The 1053-nt window shown below is 50.0% G+C and carries 1 protein-coding gene; it reads right to left on the bottom strand.

What is annotated here, in order from left to right:
• Positions 1–267: 267 nt before the first annotated feature.
• Complete coding sequence (locus WH7805_RS09550) at positions 268–678, bottom strand: hypothetical protein (RefSeq protein ID WP_006042865.1); 411 nt, start codon at positions 676–678, stop codon at positions 268–270.
• Positions 679–1053: the final 375 nt, after the last annotated feature.

The following is a 1053-nucleotide window of genomic DNA, read 5'->3' as shown; positions in this document are numbered from 1 at the left end:
TGTTCCACCATCTCTGGTTTGAGGGTTGGGGGTGATGAGCGTGATCTCAGCGATTTGTGAGATCGATCACAGGGGTTGTTAGCGGCAAGTTGCGTGTGCTGTTTCGGCTTGTGTTTTGCCGTCGTCTTGGTCTTGGAGCGTCAGTTTCTCCCTGTCAAAAGTGAATGCACCTGTGGGAGTGAGGAGGTGAGCCCCGTGAGGATGTTTCAAGCAAAAAGGGGGGCAAAGCCCCCCTTTTGAAGTGTATGGATTGAGAGTTGGTAAGGATTACCAGAGTCCAACTTCGCTGCGGACATTGGTTCTGACGTTATTGGTTCTCTGGTTGTTCCAGCGCTGGTTGTTGGTGTGCTGATTGCTGTAGCGCTGATTGTTCCAGCGTTGGTTGTTGGTGTGGCGGTTGTAGCGTTGATTCTGGTTGAAGGCGTTGTTGTAGCGGCGGTTGTCGTAGCGGCGATTGTCTTGATTGTAAGAACCGACGGCAGAGCCGTTGTAGGAGCCAACGGTGTTTCCAGAGTTGTATGTGTTTCCAGAGTTGATGCCACCGACGGAGTTTCCGTGACCGCAGATGGTGCCTGTACCAGAGCATCCACTGCCAGCATTTTGTGCGAGGCCTGCCATGGGTGAGCCGGCGAGCCCGAGTGTGGAGAGAGCGACGGCGAGAGCGATTGATTTAATCATGATGGAGCTGTTGTGAGGAGAAAGTCATCAGGGCTCGTTGTCCTGATGTTTTCAGTGTGTTTGTTTTAGATGTGTATTCTTGTGATTTGAGTTGTGTTGATGAGTGATGTTGGTCACAGGTTGTAAGGCAATAAAAAAGTCCTCCTTGTGTGGGAAGGAGGACGTGTTGTTGTCTGAGCTGAGGTGTCTTTGTGGGTCTATTTAAAGGTGTGCTTGATGGGTTGCATGATCCGCCTGGTGTTGATGATATTTGCAGTTTTGGCTTTGGTTTTTTGTGTGGATCGTTTGGTGAGAATTGGCTTGATCAGTTTGGGTGAGATGGTGGCTTTGGTCTTTGTTTTTCTGGTTTGAATGGTGGGTTTGGTCTTGAGGTTG

This window comes from Synechococcus sp. WH 7805, from assembly GCF_000153285.1.
Taxonomy (GTDB): Bacteria; Cyanobacteriota; Cyanobacteriia; order PCC-6307; family Cyanobiaceae; genus Synechococcus_C.
The sequence above is the reverse complement of the archived record's forward strand: the minus strand, read 5'-3'. Positions and strand labels throughout refer to the sequence as shown.